Annotated in this window: 13 protein-coding genes and 1 pseudogene; 5 read left to right on the top strand and 9 right to left on the bottom strand. The window is 62.9% G+C overall.

Translation table 11 applies throughout. From position 1 onward, the window contains the following. Positions 1–134: 134 nt before the first annotated feature. The gene (locus tag PQQ95_RS24835; RefSeq protein WP_408441832.1) at positions 135–842 is read right to left on the bottom strand and encodes a transposase; all 708 of its coding nucleotides are present in this window, start codon (positions 840–842) and stop codon (positions 135–137) included. Between the two features lie 186 nt (positions 843–1028). Between PQQ95_RS24835 and PQQ95_RS24830 the strand changes: the two genes are divergently transcribed. Together PQQ95_RS24830 and PQQ95_RS24825 are read left to right on the top strand one after the other, a co-directional pair. Beyond that, positions 1029–1754, top strand: coding sequence for an OmpW/AlkL family protein (locus tag PQQ95_RS24830; RefSeq protein ID WP_408441829.1), 726 nt, complete (start codon positions 1029–1031; stop codon positions 1752–1754). A gap of 328 nt (positions 1755–2082) precedes the next feature. Further along, on the top strand, positions 2083–2463 hold the full coding sequence (locus PQQ95_RS24825) for an ElaB/YgaM/YqjD family protein (RefSeq protein WP_408441826.1): 381 nt from the start codon (positions 2083–2085) through the stop codon (positions 2461–2463). A 246-nt stretch (positions 2464–2709) separates the two neighbouring features. Here the strand turns inward: PQQ95_RS24825 and PQQ95_RS24820 are convergent. The 7 genes and pseudogenes from PQQ95_RS24820 to pilM form a co-directional block, all read right to left on the bottom strand. Then, a pseudogene (locus PQQ95_RS24820) lies at positions 2710–3849 on the bottom strand (deoxyguanosinetriphosphate triphosphohydrolase); the annotation flags it as partial. 139 nt (positions 3850–3988) lie between these two features. Next, positions 3989–5065 (bottom strand): 3-dehydroquinate synthase, encoded by a 1077-nt coding sequence (aroB, locus tag PQQ95_RS24815; protein ID WP_459251994.1) that lies wholly within the window; start codon positions 5063–5065, stop codon positions 3989–3991. Between the two features lie 8 nt (positions 5066–5073). Further along, positions 5074–5625, bottom strand: coding sequence for a shikimate kinase (locus PQQ95_RS24810; RefSeq protein ID WP_408441820.1), 552 nt, complete (start codon positions 5623–5625; stop codon positions 5074–5076). A 107-nt stretch (positions 5626–5732) separates the two neighbouring features. Continuing rightward, on the bottom strand, positions 5733–7355 hold the full coding sequence (locus tag PQQ95_RS24805) for a type IV pilus secretin PilQ (protein ID WP_408441817.1): 1623 nt from the start codon (positions 7353–7355) through the stop codon (positions 5733–5735). 308 nt (positions 7356–7663) lie between these two features. Beyond that, positions 7664–8593, bottom strand: coding sequence for a hypothetical protein (locus tag PQQ95_RS24800; protein WP_408441815.1), 930 nt, complete (start codon positions 8591–8593; stop codon positions 7664–7666). Continuing rightward, on the bottom strand, positions 8590–9318 hold the full coding sequence (locus PQQ95_RS24795) for a fimbrial assembly protein (protein ID WP_408441813.1): 729 nt from the start codon (positions 9316–9318) through the stop codon (positions 8590–8592). Before PQQ95_RS24795 ends, PQQ95_RS24800 begins: the two co-directional genes overlap by 4 nt. Further along, positions 9315–10307: a type IV pilus biogenesis protein PilM gene (pilM, locus tag PQQ95_RS24790; RefSeq protein WP_408441810.1), complete on the bottom strand. Its 993-nt coding sequence runs from the start codon at positions 10305–10307 to the stop codon at positions 9315–9317. The genes PQQ95_RS24795 and pilM overlap by 4 nt, the downstream gene beginning before the upstream one ends. Positions 10308–10560: 253 nt before the next feature. Between pilM and PQQ95_RS24785 the strand changes: the two genes are divergently transcribed. After that, positions 10561–12960 carry a penicillin-binding protein 1A gene (locus PQQ95_RS24785; protein ID WP_408441808.1) on the top strand — a complete coding sequence of 800 codons (2400 nt, stop codon included), beginning with the start codon at positions 10561–10563 and terminating at the stop codon, positions 12958–12960. 217 nt (positions 12961–13177) lie between these two features. On the opposite strand, the gene cyaY is transcribed toward PQQ95_RS24785, so the two are convergent. After that, a complete protein-coding gene (cyaY, locus tag PQQ95_RS24780; RefSeq protein ID WP_408441806.1) occupies positions 13178–13495 on the bottom strand; it encodes an iron donor protein CyaY in 318 nt (105 codons plus the stop codon). Positions 13496–13530: 35 nt separating this feature from the next. Between cyaY and lptM the strand changes: the two genes are divergently transcribed. Together lptM and lysA are read left to right on the top strand one after the other, a co-directional pair. Further along, positions 13531–13875: an LPS translocon maturation chaperone LptM gene (gene lptM, locus PQQ95_RS24775; RefSeq protein WP_408441803.1), complete on the top strand. Its 345-nt coding sequence runs from the start codon at positions 13531–13533 to the stop codon at positions 13873–13875. Between the two features lie 9 nt (positions 13876–13884). Next, on the top strand, positions 13885–15147 hold the full coding sequence (lysA, locus tag PQQ95_RS24770) for a diaminopimelate decarboxylase (protein WP_408441802.1): 1263 nt from the start codon (positions 13885–13887) through the stop codon (positions 15145–15147). Positions 15148–15180 lie beyond the last annotated feature (33 nt).

The following is a 15180-nucleotide window of genomic DNA, read 5'->3' as shown; positions in this document are numbered from 1 at the left end:
AAACGTAATCATTGAACCCCAATTATCAGTTTGGTGCATTGCGGTCATTTTTTATTGGTGCCACATCAAAAAGGTGCAAAAGAAAACGGCATGCGAAGATGCCGTTCCGGTGCAGCCCTTTGATCTGAAACGCTTTATTGCGTCTGCGGCGTTTCGCGCACTTTACGTGGCCGCCCGCGCGGCAGCGGGGAAACGCGCCGGTTGGCGGCCCGTGCCGCCCATTCGCGGTACGTGTCGCTACCCAAAACCCAGCCTTTCAAGGTGGCCTGCTGAAGCTGGCTGGCTTCGCGTTCATCGAGCGGCTGCTCGCACAATTCCCGATAAGCGCGCTGCCGTTCGAACGGCGTGTTGCCGAGCGACCAGTACAGCGGGTGGTCGGTAATCAGGCTGTCTAGCGTCAGACCGATGTGGTGCCGGTAGCTCGACCAGCGGTAGTCCTCCGGCGCGCTCACCAGCCCGCCGCGCACCGGCGACATCTCGACAACGCGGCTCGCCAGCAGGAAATAGCGCTCGCCTTCGATCACCGTGGCACGGTAGCGGCCCTCCCACAGCGTGCCGCGGCGCGCATAGCGCCGGTTGAAATGCGCAACGTAGCGGCGCCCCACCGCCTGCATTGCCTTCGGCAGGCTCGACTCCTCAGTGGGCGTGACGAGCAGTTGGACTGAGCCCGGCATCAACGCATACGCGTGGATGGACAAGTGATGGTCGCGTGAAGCCGCTTTCAGGCAGTCGATGAAAAGCTCGTAGTCCTGGTCATCGACGAAAGCGGGCTGCTGATCGAGTCCGCGGAGGATGACGTGCTGCGGCTGGTCAGGGACATAGAGACGTGCAAGCCGTGCCATGCTGGAGTATCCAATAGTCGCGTTGGTACATACCCGAAGGTCCGAAGAACCGCCTGCGCTCAAGGTTCGGCGCAGCGCGGCTAAGCCAGAAACCGCGCGGAGCCTAGGGAGAAAGCTCTAACCGCCGCGTATGGTTTGTTTCAAACGTTGTAGTCATAATGAGCGGGCCTTTTTGGAGGAGCACATATGAAATTAAAACAGGCCGTAACGGGGATCGCCGCACTAGCCTGCATGACAACAGCAGCGCACGCGCAATCGGCCGGAAGCTTTTTCGTCACGACAGGCTGGTTCCATCTTGCACCTCAATCGAGCAGCGACCCGTTGAAGGTGACAAGCATAGGCGGCAGCCCGACCAACATCACCGAAGCCAATACCGGCGCATCACTCAGTTCAGCCGATACGCTCGGTTTCACTGCTGGCTACTTCGTCACAGATCACATCGCAACCGAGTTCGTGATTGGCGTCCCGCCTTCGTTCGACCTGGAAGGCTCGGGCAGCCTCGCCCAATTCGGCAAGCTGGGTCAGGCAAAACAGTGGAGCCCGACTCTGCTGTTCAAGTACTACTTCAACGCTCCGACTGCTACGTTCCGCCCGTATCTCGGCATTGGTGTGAGCCGCATCTGGTTCACCGACGCAAAGATCACCAATGGCGTATTTGAAGCAAACGTTCTGCATGGTCCGACCAGCGTCAGTACGGATAGTTCGTGGGAGCCGGTATTTAATGCGGGTTTCACCTATGCGTTCAACCAGCACTGGTTCGCCGGCGTCTCGATTTCGTACCTGCCGCTCAGCACGACCGCCAAGTTGAACACCGCTGCAAACACACCGGTCGGCACGCTGAATGTGCAATCGCAAACCAAGATCAAGCTGAACCCGATCGTTTCCTACGTCAACATCGGTTACCGTTTCTAACGCGCAACGAAATTGGGGCCGTTTAGTTAGGGTAGTCGAATTTTCGTGGCTTGGACAACGCTGTCATCTATCCAATGACGGCGTTTTTCATTTTGTGCGCGTCGGGGGCCGTTTGCGGTATGGAGAGTCCACTTGGCGGGCAGGCGTGAGCGTTTGTAAATTTGACCAGCAACCGGGTCCGGTCGTGCAATATCTGCTGAGGAATGCGAGCCCCGCGCTACGACGCGTAGGGGCTGCGGGTTTGGCACTGAAGTTGCAATCTCGTGGTGTTTCCCGCGTGGCAACATGTGTCTGCGCGGACCTTTTCACCCTCATCGACGGAGCGACCATGACAACACTTCCAAACACGCGAGACGCCCTCGGCGAATCCTGGACCACCACGAGCCGCCGTGCGCGGCGTATCGCTCGCCACAGCCGCCATGCGGCCGAAGATATCGCAGGCGAACTGCGCACACTGATGTCGGAACTCGAATCCACCCTGGCGGACGGCACCCAGGCCGACGCGGTAGCGTTGCGCAGCAAACTGCGCAAACAGCTCGATGCCGCGCGCGAGCGCCTGAACGACACCCGTGAAGCGATGCGCGAACGCGCGGAAGTGGCGATCGCCGACGCCGACGACTACGTGCATGAAAATCCCTGGCAGACGATTGCGATTGTCGGCGGCGTTGCGCTGATCGCGGGCGCGCTGTTCGCGTCGCGGCTACGTTAGGCTGGGTGTTGCGGGTGTTGCGGGTGTTGCAATAGGCCGCGAGACGGGGCCGCCACCTGGGCGGCTTTGATTGCAGAGATGCAATTGCTCTGGCGTCGGATTGTGGCGCCGATGTCTGCGCGTAGATGTCGCCTGGGTTTTCGCGGGCGGCTACGTTCAACGGCTCTGATTTGTGGGCCAAAGTTCACCAGTAGCGGTTAGCTGCTGGCGGAATCTTTGCGCGCACACCCGCCGACCCTAGCCCATTCAGTTGTCGTCGATCACGAACAGCCGCTGATACTCCTTCACGGCGTATCGATCCGTCATGCCCGCGATGTAATGGGCGATCAGGCGTGGTTGCTGCGACGCGTCCGTAGCTTGATAGCTGGGCGGCAACAGCCGCGGATCTTCGGTGAATGCACCGAACAGACCGGCCACCACGCGACGCGCCTTGTTGGCCATGCGCATCACGCGATAGTGGCGGTACAGGTTCTTGAACAGAAACCGCTTGAGCGCCGCCGCCTGCGCGGCAATGGCTTCGCTATGGGCGACCAGCGGCGGTGCGGCGCGTACTGCGTCCAGTGAAACTGGCGCATGCCTTGCAAGATTGAGCGAAGTCGTATCGATCAGGTCGACGATCAGCGTGTTGATGATGCGGCGCACCGTCTCGTGAATCAGCCGGCGCCCTTCGATCTGCGGGAAGTCGCCGCGCGCCGCCACGTAGTGCGTCTGCCACAACTCCACTTCGGCAAGCTGCTCCACCGTGAGCAAGCCTGAGCGCAAGCCGTCGTCGACGTCGTGATTGTTGTACGCGATCTCATCGGCGACATTGGCGATCTGCGCTTCGATGGAAGGCTGCCGCCCCTCCAGAAACCGCTCGCCGAGCGCGCCAAGCCGCCGCGCATTCTCGCGCGAGCAATGCTTGAGAATGCCTTCCCGCGTTTCGAAACAGAGATTCAGGCCATTGAACGCGCCGTAATGCTCCTCCAGATCATCGACCACCGCGAGGCTTTGCAGATTGTGCTCGAAGCCGCCATGCTCCCGCATACATTCGTTCAATGCATCCTGGCCGGCATGGCCGAACGGCGTGTGACCGAGATCGTGCGCAAGCGAAATGGCTTCGACGAGATCTTCATTGACGCGCAGATTGCGGGCCACCGAACGGGCGATCTGCGCGACTTCCAGGCTATGCGTGAGTCGCGTGCGAAACAGATCGCCCTCGTGATTCACGAATACCTGAGTTTTGTATTCGAGCCTGCGGAACGCCGTCGAATGGACAATGCGGTCGCGATCGCGCTGAAATTCGGTGCGCGCGCTAGGCGCGGCTTCGGGATAGCGGCGGCCACGCGATTGAGCGGAATGGGCCGCATATGGCGCGAGATGCGCTTCGAGTGCTTCCTGCGACGGCACGCCGCTCACGGGCGTGCCTGCCGGGTCATGCTTTACATCGTCGCTGCGCCTGTCAGTCACCGGATTCTCCGAAACATGGGCGGCGCCTCGTGACGCTGGTGCGTGATGCTTTGCTGCGAAGGCTTGCCGGGTCGATTCAGACGGCGGCGGCCAGCGTGGCGTGCACCTCGGCGTCGGGCGCCTGGGTGATCAGCGTCTCACCGAAACGCTTCAGCAGAATGAATTTGATCGCGCCGGCTTCGGCCTTCTTGTCGACCCGCATGAGTTCGACATATCGCGATTCGCCGAGCGCAGGCGCCCGGGTAGGCAGATGCGCGGCAACGATCACGTCGACCAGACGCTTGCGCGCCGCTTCGTCGAGATAACCCATGCGCACGGACAGGTCCGCCGCCATCACCATCCCGCAGCCGACCGCCTCGCCGTGCAGCCATTCGCCGTAGCCAAGACCGGCTTCGATCGCATGGCCGAAGGTGTGGCCGAAATTGAGGATCGCGCGCAGGCCGCCTTCGCGCTCGTCCTGCGCCACGACCGACGCCTTGATCTCGCACGAACGCTTGACCGCCTCGGCCAGCGCTGCGGGCTCGCAGCGATTGAGCGCCTCGACGTTCGCTTCGATCCAGCTGAAGAAACCGGCGTCGGCAATCGCGCCGGTCTTGATCACTTCAGCGACGCCTGCTGCCAGTTCGCGCGCCGGCAGCGTGCGCAGCGCGCCAATGTCGGCGATCACGGCCTGCGGCTGGTAGAACGCGCCGATCATGTTCTTGCCGAGCGGGTGATTGATGCCCGTCTTGCCGCCCACCGACGAATCCACCTGCGACAGCAAGGTAGTCGGCACCTGAATGAACGGCACGCCGCGCATGTAGCAGGCCGCGGCAAACCCCGTCATGTCGCCGATCACGCCACCACCCAAGGCGATCAGCGTGGTCTTGCGGTCGGCGCGCGAGCCCAGCAGCGCGTCGAAAATCAGGTTCAGCGTTTCGAGGTTCTTATACGCTTCGCCGTCCGGCAAAACGACCGTGGAGACCTGCTTGCCGAGCGGCGCCAGCGCGGCGCGCAGCTTGTCGCCGTACAGCGGGTCGACTGTGGTGTTCGTGACGATCGTGACCGAACTGCCGACAATATGCGGCGCGAACAACGCGGTCTGGCCGATCAGATCGGCACCGATATGGATGGGGTAGGCGCGCTCGCCCAGTTCGACATTGACGGTAATCATACGGTCCATTATGACGCAGGATGTTTGGCGACGCCGGCCATCTCGAGCTGCATCAGAACCATGTTGACGAGTCCGTTGACCGAAGGCCGGCCAGTTTCGATCACGAAGTGCGCGCATTCCCGGTATAGCGGATCGCGTACTTCGTAGAGCGCCTCGAGGCGCGCTTTAGGGTCTTCAGTCTGCAAAAGCGGGCGATTCTTGTCGCGCCGGGTGCGCAGCCACAGATCGTGCGGATTGGCGCGCAAATAGATCACGACGCCCCGATTTTGCAGCGCTTCGCGGTTTTCCGGCCGCAGCACCGCGCCGCCGCCTGTGGCCAGCACGATATTGTCGCGCCCGGTCAGGTCGGAAATCACGTGCGCCTCGCGCTCGCGAAAGCCCGCTTCACCTTCCAGCTCGAAGATCACCGGAATGCGCGCGCCCGTACGCGCCTCGATTTCATGGTCGGAATCGAAGAACGGGCGATCGAGACGGCGTGCAATGGCCCGGCCCACGGTGGTTTTGCCTGCCCCCATGAGCCCTACAAAAAATACATTGGCGTGTGCGTCCCGCGCTTGCAACGGTGTCCCTCTGGCTAATCCGGTATGGTTCGTGCCGCAGCTTACTGGCAAAGCGGCTGCCTTGTCGAGCCTGCAGGCCGCCGCTGGATGGCGACGGCAGCGTGCCCCTAATTTGTCTGAACGACGCGCGGCGTGATGAAAACTGCCAGTTCACTGCGCTGGTCCCGATGGGCCCGATGGCGGAAAAGCGCGCCTAAAACCGGTATTTTGCCCAGGACTGGCACTCGCGTCACATCGTCCCGGTCGTCGGTCGCGTAAATTCCGCCGATCGACACCGTACCACCATCTTCGACTTCGACGCGCGTTTGCACGTGTTTGGTGTTGATCGCGGGGCCGGCGTCGGTCTGCTCGCCGACGCTGTCTTTCGCGACGTCGAGGTCCAGCACCACCCTGCCGTCCGGCATGATTTGCGGCTCGACCTCCAGTTTGAGCGTGGCCCGGCGAAACTGCACGCCCGAGACGCCCTGCCCCACTTTGGCCTGATAGGGCAGCTCGGTGCCCTGCTCGACGACCGCTTTCATCCGGTCCGCCGTCACAACCCGGGGGCTTGAGACGATTTCACCGCGCCCTTCGGCCTCCAGCGCGCTCAACTCGATGTTCAGAAGCCGCGTCGCGCCGGCGGCGAACAAGGTCAGCCCGGCGGTGGCGGCGTCGAAACCGGAAATCGGCCGCGCCGACAGATCGTACACGGTACCGTCCGCGCCGCCCGTCAGGCCTCGGGCGGTGCCGTCGGCGTTGGCGGCCGCCATGGAAAGCCGCACGCCGAGATTGCGCGAAAAACCATGCTCACCTTCGACGATACGCGCTTCGATCAGTACCTGACGGGTCGGCCGGTCGACGGAGGCAAGCAGCGCCGTGATTTGCGCGAGGCGTCCTTCGAGATCGGTGACAAACAGCAGATTGGTGCGAGGATCAGCCGTCGCGGCACCGCGTTTGGACAGCACCCGCTGGTTTCCGGCGCCGGTCAACAGTCGCCGCACGTCTTCGGCACGCGCATAGTGCAGTTCGAACGTGCGGCTTGCGAGCGGCTCGAGATCGGCAGCCTTGGCGTGTGCTTCGAAACGTTGCCGCTCACGCGCGGCCAGATCCGCAATCGACGCGACCCAGATCACGTTGCCGTGGCGCTCCATCGCCAGCCCGTTGACATCGAGCAAGGTATCGAACGCGGTGCGCCACGGCACCTTGTCGAGTCGTAGTGAGACGGCGCCGCGCACTCTCTCGCTCGCGACGATGTTCAGGCCGGTGAACTGGGCGAACGCGTTGAGTACCGCGCCGAGTTCCGCGCGTTGGAAGTTAAGCGAGATCGGTTTGTCGTCGGCGGCGAGTTTGGCGTCTGACGGCGTTTTCGGTGCGTCGCTCAGGCGCGCAAGCGGGGGGAGCGGCACCGGCGGTCCTTCGAGCGCCGAAGTCGCGGCGACATCGTCGCGCGCAGCCGCTGAGGATGGCCTCCGCAGCGGCACTGAACCGTCAGCGTCGTCTGCCGGATCGTCGGCACGCCCGATGTCGGCCGTTGCCACTGCTCGCGATGCGCCAGAGTCGGCGGAGTTGTCCACGGAGTTGTCGCGGAACGGGTTGGGCACTTCGGCAGCGATGGCACGTGTGCCGTGTGGTAATGGCGGTACGTCGTATCGAGCATCGGGCGCCGCAATGGCATCGTCGAGCGGCATGTATGCGGGCAGCGGCGGCAGCGATGGGGTCGACGCATGCGCGATGCCTACACTTATCGCCATGCCTGCGACCAGGCCGCGAATCGAGCTGCAAGGCAGATCGGGAAACGGATTGCGAATCGAGTTGCAAGCCAGGCTACGAATCGGGTTGCGAACCAGGCTGCAAATCGGGTTGCGAGACAGATCAGGAAGCGGGTTACGGATCGGCTTGCAAGCCGAGCTACGACGCGGGTTGCGAGACAGGCTGCGAAGCGCATAGCGAACCGGGACCTCACGCTTGCTTCCAGGCAAGCCACGACATACGCCAAAACCCGAACACACACGAATGCCGATACACGAGGCAGCGACACGAAACGCCTTCATCAACTTCATCAGGACGCCTCCGTCAGTGCCAGCGTGCGTGTCGCGCCACCATTGGCCAGCGTGATGCTGAGCGCGTCGAGCCGCGTGACGCGTTCGGTACCGAGTTGCTGCCCGGACACGACCGTGGTCGCGCCATCCGGTGTATCGAGCAAGGCAAGTCCGCGCGTGCGATCGTGCAGCAAGCCGACCAGACGCAATTGAGAAGCGTCGGGCTGCTGCTCGCCGTCGCCGGATGCGAGCATCTGCGGAAGCAAGAACGGGTCGAAGAACACGATGTCTTCTTCGTCGTCCGAATCGAGGCTTTCGTCGACAATTGTGTCTGCACTCGCAGTTAAGGGCATCGGCCTCAGCGCGCTGAATACGTGCAGCGTCGCCCTCACCCCTAGCGAATCGGTATCGCGCTTGACCGCCACATCGACGGGCACGATCAGCACCGGCAGATCCGCCAGGCCGCGCAGAAATGCCATCAGGTGGACGAAATCGGTGCGCGCGGTGAGCTGGACCGGACGCATGCTTTCGGCGCCCGCGCCGCTGGCAGCGCCTGGCTCCACCGAAAGCAACGAAACGCTATTCTGCGCCGCGAGTTCGGACACGATGCGCACGTCGTCTGCGGAGCTCCATGACGCAGACAACTGCGCACCTGGCATGGCGGCAACCTCCCGGCGCAGCGCGGGCAATCGCGTCAGTGCGCGGTGCGCATCCGCGAGATGCCGCGTGGCCGCCTCCAACGCCGCACGGCTCGCCTCGACCCCGCCAAGATCGGCCACCACCCAGCCATGCGCGCCAAGTCCGAACACCACTGCGGCGATCAGCAATGCAACCACCCAGCGGCGCCGGCGGCTCCAGGCCGCGAGCGGCACGCGCACACGGTTCATCCACGGGAAAAAAGCGGGCCGCGCGCTTGCCGCGCCGCCGAACCCGGCAAACGTTGTACTCATTTCGTACCTCCTGATTGTTCAGACTTCATGAGACGTTGCGCGGCAGAGCCGGACGTAGGGGCCGTTTTCTGCGGCAGGTAGTCCCAGCGCAGATGCGCTCCGAATTCGATCGGGCCAGTCACGCCGGCCTCCGCCACCGCACTGCTGCGAGGCGTCGAACGATGCAGGTCGCTCACCTCCGCGCCCTTCACGCCGCGGATGGCGCTCAAGCGCTTGAGCCACTCGGCCGACGCGATATGTCCGCGCGAAGTCGCGAGCAACTCCGTCTCATGCTCACGCTGCCGCAACTGCTGCAACACCACGCCGTCACCGGGTTCGAAACTCAGTGCGTCCAGTAGATCGCGCAAATGCACAAGTGGCTCGGATAGATTCATCGCACGCGCCACGCCTTTGCGTTGTTCGTCCTGCACCCGTAGCAAGCCGGCGTGCTCCGCGAGCGGCCCGGCCAGTTGCGCGAGCGATTGTTCGATCGACACGCGCCGCGCATCGAACCGCGTCTTTTCGAATACTTGCCACCCGGCTAACGCAACCACCGCCGCCAAACCGGCGAGCGCGCCAGCAGTCCATTCGAGCAGACGCTGCCGGCGCGCGAGCCGCGCGTTGCGTTGCCTGTACGGCAACAGATTGAAGCCGCCGAGCCACGGCGGTGCGACGCGTTCGCCACGCGTAGAAGCCCGTACGTTCGAGCCCGCCGAATCCAGACGGGGCTGCAGACCGCGCATCATTCGAGTACCCCACGCAAAGCAAGTCCGAATGCAACTGCGGCGGCAGGCTCGTGCAACAGCGGATCGTGTAGTTGACGTGCGAGTTCACCCAACGCTGCGCACTCGAACGGCAGCACAGTGCAGCCCAACACGTCTGCGATATCTGCAATCGAGAAACCCACGCCGTCGAGCAGATCGACCTCGCCGCTCAACAACGCACAATCGAGTACCGGGCCATGAACGAGATCACGTAACGCGTCGGCAAGATCGGCATGTTCGGGCGCCGGGTAGCGCATTTCGCCGACCAGGCAGTCGTCGACGATGCGCCAGCCATACACACCGTCCGTGCCGATCCAGAGCGCGGCATAAGGCTCGTGCGGATCGAGTTCGTGACTCGCCGCGTAGCGCATGGCGCGCAACGCCGCATGCGGCTCGCCATCAATCGCCGTGAGCGAGATGCCGGCCGTCGCCGCGCATTCGATACGTGCTTCAAGATGCTGGCGCGCGGTTGCAGCGATCGTCACCGAACGAATTGGCGATCGCGTTTCGTCGACGAACCAGTCGACCGCCAATGCATGCCGCTCCAAGCCTGCGATGCGCTCGACTTCGTTCATCACCGCCGGCTCGAGTTCGGCGAGTTCATGCCCGCCGTCTCCCGCACAACCCGCGAGCGCGGCAAGCCGTGTGAGCGGCACAGTGGTGGTCAACGTGGCAGAGGCGGGTAGCGCCATCGCGCATCGCAATGCGTGCGTCGCACACGCACGCGGCAGCCCCGCGAATGCGTCGCGCAACGCGCGCGCCACCGCATGCCGATCGGCGATCTCCGTGCCGGCCATCGCACCGGCGCCGAGCGGCACGGTGCTCGCATGTTCGATATGCAGCGCGGCGCGTGCGCGCGAATGCTGACTGACCACCACCAGCCGCACCGCCTGCGAACCCACGTCGATTCCCGCAGCAAAACGCTGCGTACCGAGTTGCACACCTTGAAGCCACGAATTTTTTAACGTCATCACGCCCTCCCTCAGACTCACGCGACGAACCATTCGAACGCGAGTAACGAGGAAGAATTGTGCGTAGCCGCGGCGCTGCGCGACACTCAGCCGAATGGCTAACGTTGCGCGACGCGTGCCCTGGCCGCCATCAAAGCGTCTACAGTGAAGTCATCCCCGCGCGGAATGCGGACTTGTCAAAAACTGTCAGTAAGCATGCCGAAAGCTGAAAAGCGAGGCGGCTATAATCGCGGGACTGTTTTTTGGTGCCCATATGCAATCCACGTCTCCTACGTCTCCACCACCCGCGCCGCAGAAGCGCAAGCGCCCGTTGTGGCTCAAGCTCATCATCGGCTTTGTGGGTCTGATCGTCGCAGGCATCCTGTGCGTGTTCCTGGTGCTCGGTTATGCGCTGGTGGTAGCAACGCCGAACCTGCCGTCGCTCGATGCACTGACCGATTACCGGCCGAAGGTGCCATTGCGCATCTATACGGCCGACCACGTGCTGATCGGCGAATTCGGTGAGGAGCGGCGCGACATCGTTCATATCCAGGACGTGCCGGACAGCCTGAAGAAAGCCGTGCTGGCGATCGAAGACGCGCGCTTCTACGATCACGGCGGCGTCGACCTCACCGGAATCGCGCGCGCCGGCATCGTCGCACTGACCAACGGCCACGCCACGCAAGGCGCTAGCACGATCACCATGCAGGTGGCGCGCAACTTCTTCCTGTCGAGTGAGAAGACCTACACGCGCAAGATCTACGAGATGCTGCTCGCGTACAAGATCGAGTCGAAGCTGACGAAAGATCAGATTCTCGAGGTGTACATGAATCAGATCTATCTCGGTCAGCGCGCCTATGGCTTCGCAAGCGCCGCACGGGTGTACTTCGGGAAAGATCTGAAGGACCTGACCCTGGCGGAATCCGCCATGTTGGCCGGTTTGCCGAAGGCGCCATCCGCGTATAACCCGGTGGTCAACCCGAAGCGCGCGAAAATCCGCCAGGAGTACATCCTGCAGCGCATGTACGAATTGCACTACATCACTCAGGAACAATACGACGAGGCAAGCAGGCAGCCGCTGGTCGTCAAGGGCGCAGGCAAGGAGTTCAGCGTACACGCGGAGTACGTCGCGGAAATGGTGCGGCAGATGATGTACGCGCAGTATCGCGAAGAAGCGTACACGCGCGGCCTGAACGTCGTGACCACCATCGACTCTGCCGATCAGGACGTCGCTTACCGGGCGCTGCGCAAAGGTCTGATGGACTACGAACGGCGCCACGGCTATCGCGGCCCGGAAGCGTTCATCGATTTGCCGTCCGATGCGGACGACCGCGAACAGGCCATCGACGACGCGTTGCTCGAGCATCCCGACAACGGTGAAATCATCGCCGCCGTGGTGACGGCAGCGAGCCCGAAGCAGGTCCAGGCCGCCTTCATCGACGGCAATGTCGCAACCATTCAGGGCGACGGCCTGCGCTTCGCGCAGTTCGCGCTCGGCACACGTGCGCAGCCGAACCAGCGCGTGCGGCCTGGCGCGATCATTCGTGTCGTGAAGGATGACGAGGGCAACTGGGCGATCACGCAGTTGCCGCAAGTGGAAGGCGCATTCGTTTCGGTGGTGCCTCAGGATGGCGCGATTCGTGCGCTGGTCGGCGGGTTCGACTTCAACAAGAACAAGTTCAACCATGTGACTCAGGCATGGCGCCAGCCGGGTTCGAGCTTCAAGCCGTTCATCTATTCGGCCTCGCTCGAAAAGGGGCTCGGACCAGCCACGGTGATCAATGACGCACCGCTCTTTTTCAGCGCTGCGGAGACGGGCGGCCAGGCGTGGGAACCGAAGAACTACGGCGGCGGTTTCGACGGCCCGATGACCATGCGCACCGCGTTGCAGAAGTCGAAGAACCTCGTCTCGATTCGCATCCTGAACCAGATCGGCACCAAGTACGCGCAGCAATACATCACGCGTTTCGGCTTCGACGCGGATCGTCACCCGGCTTATCTGCCGATGGCGCTGGGCGCGGGTCTCGTCACGCCCTTGCAGATGGCCGGCGCGTTCTCGGTGTTTGCTAACGGCGGCTATCGCATCAATCCGTATCTGATCGCGGAAGTCACCGATCAGCGCGGCATCGTCGTGGCGCATGCGCAACCGCTGGTTGCCGAGCAGAGTGCGCCGCACGCGATCGAACCACGCAATGCCTATGTGATGAACAGCCTGCTGCAAAGCGTCGCGCAACGCGGCACGGGCGCGAAGACCAACGTACTGAAGCGTACCGACCTCGGCGGCAAGACCGGCACGACCAACGACTCGCGCGACGCATGGTTCGCCGGCTATCAGCACACGCTCACGGCCATCGCATGGATCGGCTACGACAACCCGCGCAGCCTCGGCGATAAGGAAACCGGCGGCGGCCTCGCATTGCCGGTGTGGATCGAATACATGGCGCGCGCGCTCAAAGGCGTGCCGGACTACAAGATGCCGATGCCAGACGGCGTGACCGAGATCGGCTCAGAACTGTATTTCGACGACTTCAGGCCGGGCCAGGGTTTCGTTGCGACGGTCGGTATCAGCCAGGCGGCGCTGGACGCCGAGGCGAGCGGTGCGTCTGCGGTGGCGCCCGAGCAAGTCGGCGAACAGGAAAAGCAGGACATCATGAATCTGTTCCGCGGGCACTAGAAGAGGCCCTCGCAAGAGGCTCCAAATCCGTCCCAAAGCAAAACCGCCGCGCTGAACGCGCGGCGGTTTCGTTTGGATTGCGGCTTCGGCTGACGATCTGGTGGTCCGCTTTAGCCACGGCTTTGGCGGTCCGAAGGCGTCGGCGTGGTGCTCACCTCTGCCGTGACCTCCGTAGTAATGCGGGTGGCTCTGCCAAAGCCCGCTTCAGCCGCGGGCTTTACGCTTTGAAGTGAACCGGCTCGCCGGCCTGCTGCGTCGCATACTCCGACAGCGCAGCGAAAAACTCCGTGCCGCTGCGCGTATCGCGCCATTCACCGTCGACGAAACGGAAGTGGAAACCACCCGCTTTCGCGGCGATCCAGATCTCGCTCATCGGCGGCTGCAAGTTGACGATGATCTTCGTACGGTTCTCGAATTCGAGGGTCAGGACATTGCCGCTGCGCTCGAGTTCGATGTCGGCTTCCGTGTCGTCGAGCGCGCGTTCGATGGCGGCTAGCGCGGCTTCCGCGCGGGTCAGGTAATCACTATCGGACATGCTAAACTCCATCGATTATTTATTCAGGGACAGTCATGCGAGTCGTATCTCGGATGCGCGCAGCGGCGCCCGGCCGCGCGATTGTAGCGGGTTTAGCCATTCTCGCAGGTTGTGCACTGGCCGGCTGCGGGCAACGCGGTTCGCTCTATTTGCCCACCGTGCCGCCGCTACCGGCCCAGCCGATCGATCGCACGCAGCCGCCGTCGCCAGATGAAGTGAAATCGGGCGCAGAAACCCCCTCCACGATGGGTGAGGTGCCGGATACTTCCGGCGCGCCGTTGTCTCTGTCGCCGGAAAGCGAACTCGCCGCGCCGCCCACTTCTGCCGCATCTGCTGCTACGGCTCCGCAGCCTGCCTCCGCCGTCACTCCCGCTCAATAAGACTTTCGCATGACTCGATCCGCATTTGACTACGTCGACGGCGTGTTGCACGCCGAGGGCGTGTCCGCCGTCTCACTCGCCGAACAGTTCGGCACGCCGCTGTACGTCTATTCGCGCGCCGCGCTCACCGCAGCGTGGAATGCCTATGCGGGCGCTTGCGCCGGCCGCCGCGCGACCGTGCACGTCGCCGTCAAGGCCAATAGCAATCTCGCCGTGCTGAACGTGTTCGCGCGCCTTGGCGCGGGCTTCGACATCGTGTCGGGCGGCGAACTGGCGCGCGTGCTGGCTGCCGGCGGCAAAGCGGAAAACACCGTGTTTTCCGGCGTCGGCAAGCATGCGGACGAGATGCGTCAGGCACTCGTGGCCGGCGTGAAATGCTTCAACGTCGAATCGATTCCCGAGCTCGATCGCCTGAATGCGGTGGCGGCGGAAATGGGCAAGAAGGCGCCCGTCTCGCTGCGCGTGAATCCGGACGTCGACGCGAAAACGCATCCGTATATTTCCACCGGCTTGAAGTCGAACAAATTCGGCGTCGCGTTCGAAGAGGCACGCGCTACGTATCGCGCCGCCGCGGCAATGACGCATCTCGACGTCGTCGGCATCGACTGCCATATCGGCTCGCAAATCACTGAAGTCGCGCCGTATCTGGATGCGGTCGACAAGGTTCTCGAACTGGTCGAACAGATCGAGCAGGACGGCGTAAAGATTCGCCACATCGACGTAGGTGGCGGTCTCGGCATCACGTATGACGACGAAACGCCACCGGAAATCGGCGACTTCGTACGCACGGTGCTGGATCGCATTGAAGCGCGCGGTCATGGGCATCGCGAAGTGTATTTCGAGCCGGGTCGTTCGCTGGTCGGCAATGCAGGTGTGCTGCTGACGCGCGTCGAGTTTCTGAAGCCAGGCGCGGAAAAGAACTTCGCTATCGTCGATGCCGCGATGACCGATCTCGCACGCCCGGCAATGTACGAGGCGTATCACGCAATCGAGGCTGTCGTTCAGCGCGACGTGCCCGCTCATGTGTATGACGTGGTCGGCCCGGTTTGCGAAAGCGGCGACTGGCTGGGCCGTGAGCGCCTGCTGGCGGTCGAACCGCGCGATCTGCTGGCGATCCGCTCGGCTGGCGCGTACGGCTTTGTGATGAGCTCGAACTACAACACCCGTCCGCGTGCGGCCGAGGTGATGGTTGATGGTACACAAGTGCATGTGGTTCGTGCGCGTGAAGAGGTAACGCAACTATTCGCGGGCGAAACGATCTTGCCGGCGTAAACGTCAGAGGCTGGGTTCTCCAATGAAAAAGGC

It is taken from the genome of Paraburkholderia caffeinilytica, from assembly GCF_046030355.1.
Taxonomy (GTDB): domain Bacteria; phylum Pseudomonadota; class Gammaproteobacteria; order Burkholderiales; family Burkholderiaceae; genus Paraburkholderia; species Paraburkholderia caffeinilytica_B.
This window is presented reverse-complemented; position numbering and strand designations above follow the sequence as displayed.